General features: G+C 62.6%; 4 protein-coding genes. 2 read left to right on the forward strand and 2 right to left on the reverse strand.

Annotation, left to right across the window (positions count from 1 at the left end):
• Positions 1-8 precede the first annotated feature (8 nt).
• Positions 9-4,229: a hypothetical protein gene (locus tag J3U88_RS21695; RefSeq protein ID WP_207861077.1), complete on the reverse strand. Its 4,221-nt coding sequence runs from the start codon at positions 4,227-4,229 to the stop codon at positions 9-11.
• Positions 4,230-4,439: 210 nt separating this feature from the next.
• Between J3U88_RS21695 and J3U88_RS21700 the strand changes: the two genes are divergently transcribed.
• Positions 4,440-5,030: a TetR/AcrR family transcriptional regulator gene (locus J3U88_RS21700; RefSeq protein ID WP_207861078.1), complete on the forward strand. Its 591-nt coding sequence runs from the start codon at positions 4,440-4,442 to the stop codon at positions 5,028-5,030.
• A gap of 15 nt (positions 5,031-5,045) precedes the next feature.
• Positions 5,046-5,657 (forward strand): class I SAM-dependent methyltransferase, encoded by a 612-nt coding sequence (locus tag J3U88_RS21705; protein WP_207861079.1) that lies wholly within the window; start codon positions 5,046-5,048, stop codon positions 5,655-5,657.
• Between the two features lie 670 nt (positions 5,658-6,327).
• Here J3U88_RS21705 and J3U88_RS21710 read toward each other — a convergent pair.
• Positions 6,328-6,812 (reverse strand): hypothetical protein (locus tag J3U88_RS21710; RefSeq protein ID WP_207861080.1); only part of this gene is annotated, 485 nt, incomplete at its 5' end.

Genomic DNA, 6,812 nt, shown 5'->3' on the forward strand with positions numbered 1-6,812 from the left:
CGCAAAGCTTACACCGCATCATCGCCGCCCCCGCCGCGTCCTTTGCGCAAGGCCGTCAACCGTTTCCATAACCAACCACCTTTTTGGCGCCGATTCAGTTCAGCGAGTTCATTCAGCGCCGCCGCGCGCGAGATGCGCCCGTTCACCAAATCGCGGTAGAGCGCGTGTGCTTGCTTGCGGCGCCGTACCGCATCGCCCAAATCAACAAAGGTTTCAATCGCGTGAACCAACCGCGGCAGCAACGCCTCTTGCTGCACCGTCACCTGTAACCGCCGCGCCAGGTCGGCGCGCGCTTGACGGAACCGGGTTTCGATCACCGCGAGTTGTGCTTGAAACCGTTCATTCTGGGCAATCGAACGGTGCTTGGCCGCCTCGATGCCCGCCGCGGCCTGTTCGATTTCCAGCAAACCGTAACCGCGTTTGGTCAGGAGGTGTTTCAGGCCTTCGCCGAAGGCGTCGACGTCCCCGTCGGTGAGTTGGACCACCGCATCGTGGGTTTTGGCCCAATCCTGAAAGCGGTACACGAAATCGAGCCCGGTGCCTTTGATGTTCTGCAGGCCCATGACGCGGTGGGTCATACCGGGTGGGGTGTGATCAATGATGGTTTGGATGATTTGATCGCCGGTCGCGTAAAAATCCTCGATCACCACGATTTTGGCAAAAAACCATTGTTCCAACTGCTTTTTGGCCGCGCTCTCCCAAGCTTCGTCGCCCGCCTCGGCCGCCGCCAGGAGTTTCTGGTAACGCTGGTATTGGTCGAGCAGCGGCGCGTAGAAACGATCAACCCAATCCACCGCGACATCGTCAAGCGCCGCCAACGCCTCGGCCAGCGCCGTCGGTTGCGCCCAGTGCGCGGCGAGCGCGGCCCGTTGGGCATCGTCGGTGCTTTCCGGCAACACCGCCGCCAGCATGCACGCCAAACGCGCCCGGACCTGCTGCTCGGTGTGGGGGATGCGCAAACGCAGGGCCACGCCGGCGAAGCGTTCACGCGGCGTGCGTGCGGTGCCGACGAGGCGCAAATCCTCGGCAAAAGCGGCCCAGCTATCGGCCAAATACCCTTGCAGGCCCGCGAGGTTGGAGCCGATCAGGAAGAGGCGGTCGACCGCCAAATCCTTGACCATCAACCCCGCAAAAATTTGCGAGCGCGAAATGCGGTCGGCGCGGTTGTTTACCACCCCGCCGATCAGCGTATCGGGGTGGTCGTCAAGCGAAACCTCCAGCCAGCCCAAGCGCCGCCAGTTGGACAGACAGCCGTGGCGCTCGTTGGCCGACATGCCGTTGGCAAACACCAAGCGGCGCCCTTGAATCGGCGCGGGCGCAAAGGTTTTGAGCACGCCCAGGTCCGGCACCACGTGGTCCGCCATTTCGCGCAGGGCGAAATCGCGTTCGATGCCCAGATGCGCGGCCATGGCCAGCACCAGCGCGATGTTGTAGGGGTGTTCCTCGTAGGGAAAACGCGCCAGCACGTCCGGCGTCAACAGGCCCGCCTCCAGCCAACCCACCGCGTGCAGATCGGTCCCGAGCCGGCCCGCCGCATCTTCAAGGATCGGCAGCATCGACTCTTCCGAGGTGAACAGGGTCGCTTTTTTGGGGATAAACTCGGTCATCACCCGGGGAATGTTGTAGCCCGCCGGTCCCTGGATGTCCTCGTGGTCGGGGTAGGTGTTGGTGATGGTGGCGAAGTCGTCGCGCATCCACTGGCGCTGTAAAATCGACACGTAGGTATCGCGCAGCGCCATGCATTCCCACAAAAAGACCTCGCAGCCAAACCCTGCCGCCAGGCGCACCACGTCGCCTTGTTCCCAAATCGAAGCTTTGTCGAACGGCCGGAAGAGCGGCATTTCCAGCAGTTTCTCAAAAGGCGCACCGTAGACAAACATCGCCTCACAGCCCGTGGTTTTCGAAAACACGCTAAAACCCATCGCCGAAAACAGCGCCGCCTTGAGCCGTTCCGTACCCGACTTGCCGCGCGTGCCCCAACCACCGATCACCAGCGGCAGGCGCCGACGCGCCCAACGGATGCGACCGTTGTTGTAGCAGTGCCGCGTCAGGAAGGCCGCGCTCGCCAGCACCAAAAACACGATCAGTTCGTGCAGGGTGTTGCCGTAGACGCTCACCAAATAATCCTGCAAGCGGCGAAACAAGCCGGGTTCCAGGACCGGCGCGGGGAGCTGGAAGTACTTGGCCACGCCCGGCCGCACCGGCCGTTGCGGATCGGTCGCTTCCAGGGAAACCTCAAAGCCGAGTTTGCGCAGCGAAACCACGTAGGCCGCTTCCGAGGTGCCGCCGTCGCCCACGCTGTTGCGCAGGCCCGCGTAATGGGGAAACCGACGCGTCAAGGTGGCGAAGGCGCGCAACCGCCGCCAAAAACCGCGCGGCGCCGTCACCACCGTCACCCCTTCACTGGTGTAAAACCGCATCGCGCGGCGGAACAGATGACCATCCAACAGCGAGAGCACATCGTCAACCAACGGCAAAAAAGGCCGCCAGCCACCCTCGCGACCATTGACCAAGGGTTCGCCCGGCACATTCGCCGGCGCCAACTCACCCAGCAGGGGCGAGGGCGCGCGCAACAAACTCGGCGTGACCCGGCCGACGAGATGCGAGGTCGTGGTGCGTTTGGCGGGATCGGGATGGCGGAGTTCGTGCAAAAAACGCCACCAGCGAAACCCAAACACCGGGCCGCGGCGCACGCGGCGTCCGACTTCCACATCCAGCCCAAACCCTTCCATGGCCAACACCGCCAGCACGCGGCCGAGCACCGCCGGTTCCAAACGCCGCAGCCCCGGCGGCAGGACGGCGGTGCGTCCCGGCCGGGTCAGCCGCAAGCGCGCGCGCAGCAGCGCCACATCCGCTTGGTATCCTTGCTCCTGCTGTAACCACACGTGCTCCAGGGTTTGCGACAGTTCGCGGTCGACCTGGTCCGGGCAGGCATCGCCCAAACGCGTGCGCAACCCGGCAAACCAACCGCACAGACGTTGGTAAAACGCGGGCCGATCCGCCTCACGATGCGCGGTCGCCAACATCCGCGCCACCTGACAGGCGACGCGCAGCACAAAGGGATCGTCGTTGTTCAGCAAGGCTTCCTCAACCAAATCACACACCGACGCCAAGCCAAGCTTGTTCGCGTTGCGGCCCATCTGCAGCAACGCCGCCGCCCGCACCGGCTCACTTGGATCACAACACGCCAACTGCGCCAGCCACATGCGCGCGAATTCGGGTTCCCCCCCGCACACCGCCTCGGCAAAAGCTTGGCGCACATGGGGACTGCGGTCACCGGCGATCACCATCGCCCGTTCGCTCAGTTCCGGCCGGTCCGGCAACAACTCGCCCCATAATTTGGCGGTGCGCGCGCGGAAGAAAATGGCATCGCCCGCCTCGTTCTCGTCAAACCAACGAACCAACACCTTGTCGAACGAATCCGGCGCCAATCGGGCCAGCAACTTAATCGCCTCCAGGTGGTACCACACCTGCTCGCGTTTCTCCATCGAGGCGCGGTACACCGCGTGCACGGTTTGGTCACTCACCACCCGGTCAATTTGCGCCGGCGACAACACCGCCAGCGAGCGGGTGAGCGCCGTAAAAGCCTCCTTGCGCAGCATCGGGTTGCCCGCGTAATCCCACAACTCGCGACAGGAGCCTTCTATTTCAAGCTGCGCCCACAGTGCATCGGCCTTGTCCGGCGCCTTGGCCAGAACCGCCGCGGCCAGCACGCCGTACCGTTCCAGGCAAAACACCATGGCGCGTTCCTGCTCGCGCACCCGCAGCATGTACCGGTCGGCCAAGGCGTCCGCGTCCAAATGACGGCGCAAGGCGCGCCGGTCCCCAATCAAGCGCCAACCCCGCGCACCCAGTTGCCTGGCGAAGGTCAGCAAATAGTCGCGGCGCTCGCTCCGGCTCGCCGCCCGCGAGTTTCGGTTCTGAAAGGCTTGGTAATCCTGATGGTATTGCTGGACCAACTGCCGCCGGCGACGCAGTTCCCGCGTCAAAAAACGACACATCTCGCGGGCGACCGACCAACCGTCGCCGTCGTCGAGCGGTAAGGCGTTGTCCACCACCCAATTGAGAAAAGCGCGCACCGTTTGCCGGATACGCCGCCGCTCGACCCGTTGCCAATGGGACAACATGCCGAGCGTAAAGGTCGCCTCGAGCCGTTGAAGACGCGCGCGGTCCAACCAAGCCGGACGGCGTTTGGCGCGGTCGGGCGAACGGCCTGACTTCGCCATCACTTAGATCGCCCACTTGGTTTTGGCTTGCAGTCGATGCGCGTTATTCATTCATTCCACCCCAAGAACCCGCGTGCTGAGAAGCGAGCTAACGCTTTAAATATCATCCCTTCGTCTATCGGACAGCGCGGGGAAAACCTTACATACGCCGGAGCCGGGGGAATGAATTCAGCCACGACACGCAATTCACCTCTTGTTACACAGATGTAACACATGGTACATTCACGCATCGAACGCGGGAGGTGTCCCCTGGCCAACACGGCAGATCGCATCGTCCAAGCAGCTGTCACCTGTTTGGCCCACAACCCAAAGGCAACCCTAACCGAACTGGCCGAAAGCGCGGGCGTCAGCCGCATGACCTTGCACCGCCACTTCAAAACGCGCGAGCTGCTGTTGGAAGCGGTCCAGCATCACCTGGTCACCAAAACCCTCGCCATCGTGGCCGAGGCGGCCGCCGGTGACGCCGATCCCCGCGACCAATTGCGCCACATCATTGAAGCCTGCGTGCGCCGTCAAAACGGCTTTCATTTATTAATGCAAGGCGCCGGCAGCCACGAGGACCACGACCGCGACACCTGTCCTTTCGCCGAGATGAACCGCCGTATTCTCACCCTGATCGAAACCCTGCAAGCGCGCGGCGACATCCGCCCCGACTTGCCGGTGGACTGGGTCTTCCACAGCTTTGACGGCGTAATTTATGTCGCCTGGGAATGCCTGCAACGGGGCACCGTCGCCCCGCGCGACGTGCCGCGCTTAGCTTGGGAAACCTTCAGCGGCGGCGTTTTTACCCATACACCCGATTAAACAAAGGAGCACATTATGAACGAACAAAAACCTTACCTCCAAGACATTTGGGAATCCTATTACCAACAAGCCGACGGCACCATCGCCGACCCCGAACCCCTGTTAATAGAATGGGTCGCGCCCCTCAGCCCTGGCCGCGCGGTTGATCTCGGCGCGGGTGACGGCGCCAACGCCCTCTGGCTGGCACAACAGGGATGGCAGGTAACGGCCGTCGATTATGCGAGCCAAGCCTTAAACGCGGCCGGTGAACGCGCCGCGGCCAACGGCCTGGATCTCCGTATTTGCGTGGGCGACCTGCTCGCTTTCCAACCGGAACAACCGGTGGACCTGGTTTTTTTCGGCTACATCCACTTGCCCGCCGAGCAGCGCGCGCGGATGCTGCAACAGGCCGCGGCCATGCTCAGCCCCGGCGGCACGATGATTTACGTCGGCATCACCGACATGGAACCACCCATCGACGAGGTACCCGCCGACCTCTTCGCCCCATTAAGTGAAGTCGTCGCCGACCTACCCCCGACCCTGACGGCGATCTGTAGCGAGCAGCAAAAGAAAAAGGTAAGCTACGACGGCAGCGACCACGAACACACCGGCGTGCTTCTGGTCGCCCGACGCGACCCGCGGGGATAGGCGTTGATCCGGCGCGCCCCGGAGCGGGCCGCACCACCCCATCTAGGGACCATGCTTTGATTAAACGCGAGACAACGTCTCGCCTCCCTGGACGCACGCTGGAGGCGTGCCATAGGTTAGCCTAGGGTGCGTCCATTGGAAATGGACGCACCCTAGGTGCTGGGAGTTCACGGAGGGGAAAACGCTGAAGGCGTTGACGCCGGAAACGTGGCAACCCACAACCCCCGTGGGGATTGCCAATCCGGGTTCGATTTATCGGTTTTTCGATGCCGCCGGCCGTTTCGGTTTTTGGTGCCGCCGGTCGTTTGGTTTTTTTGTGCCGCCGGCCGTTTCGGGTTTTTGATTCCGCCGGCCGTTTGGTTTTTTTGTGCCGCCGGCCGTTTCGGGTTTTTGATTCCGCCGGCCGTTTGGTTTTTTTGTGCCGCCGGTCGTTTGGTTTTTTGTGCCGCCGGTCGTTTCGGGTTTTTGTGCCGCCGGCCGTTTGGTTTTTTGTGCCGCCGGTCGTTTGGTTTTTTGTGCCGCCGGTCGTTTGGTTTTTTGGTGCCGCCGGTCGTTTCGGTTTTTTGGTGCCGCCGGTCGTTTCGGTTTTTTGGTGTTGTGCCGGCGCCTTCAGCGGCCTACACTACGGGAACCCCCGGGGACCCAGGGTAAACGGTTGTTTCACAACCATTTACCCTGGGCTGAAATCCGTAAGGCCTTCAGCCAAACCAGTCGATGTTCGCCTCTGGCTCACGTTTAAAATTAGTGGTGGTCCCCACATGGCGGTGTGCGAACCCACGTCGGGGTTCGCCGGGTCAATCCACGTCCAATCCGTTTCGGTCACCCGGTCAGCCCCCACCCATTTCGTTTCCGTCACCCGGTCAACCCACGTCCAATCCGTTCCGGTTGCCCGGTCAGCCCCCACCCATTTCGTTTCCATCACCCGGTCAACCCGCGTCCAATCCGTTCCGATTGCCCGGTCAGCCCCCACCCATTTCGTTTCCGTCACCCGGCCAACCCACGTCCAATCCGTTCCGGTTGCCCGGTCAGCCCCCACCCATTTCGTTTCCGTCACCCGGCCAACCCACGTCCAATCCGTTCCGGTTGCCCGGTCAGCCCCCACCCATTTCGTTTCCGTCACCCGGCCAACCCACGTCCAAGCCGTTCCGAGTGCCC

Origin of the sequence: Acanthopleuribacter pedis (assembly GCF_017377855.1) — a bacterium.
Lineage (GTDB): Bacteria > Acidobacteriota > Holophagae > Acanthopleuribacterales > Acanthopleuribacteraceae > Acanthopleuribacter > Acanthopleuribacter pedis.

What these genes read in the sequence shown, in the direction of transcription:
- J3U88_RS21705 (WP_207861079.1), top strand. Translation starts at nt 5,046, where the DNA reads ATGAACGAACAAAAACCTTACCTCCAAGACATTTGGGAATCCTATTAC.
- J3U88_RS21700 (WP_207861078.1), top strand. Translation starts at nt 4,440, where the DNA reads ATGGTACATTCACGCATCGAACGCGGGAGGTGTCCCCTGGCCAACACG.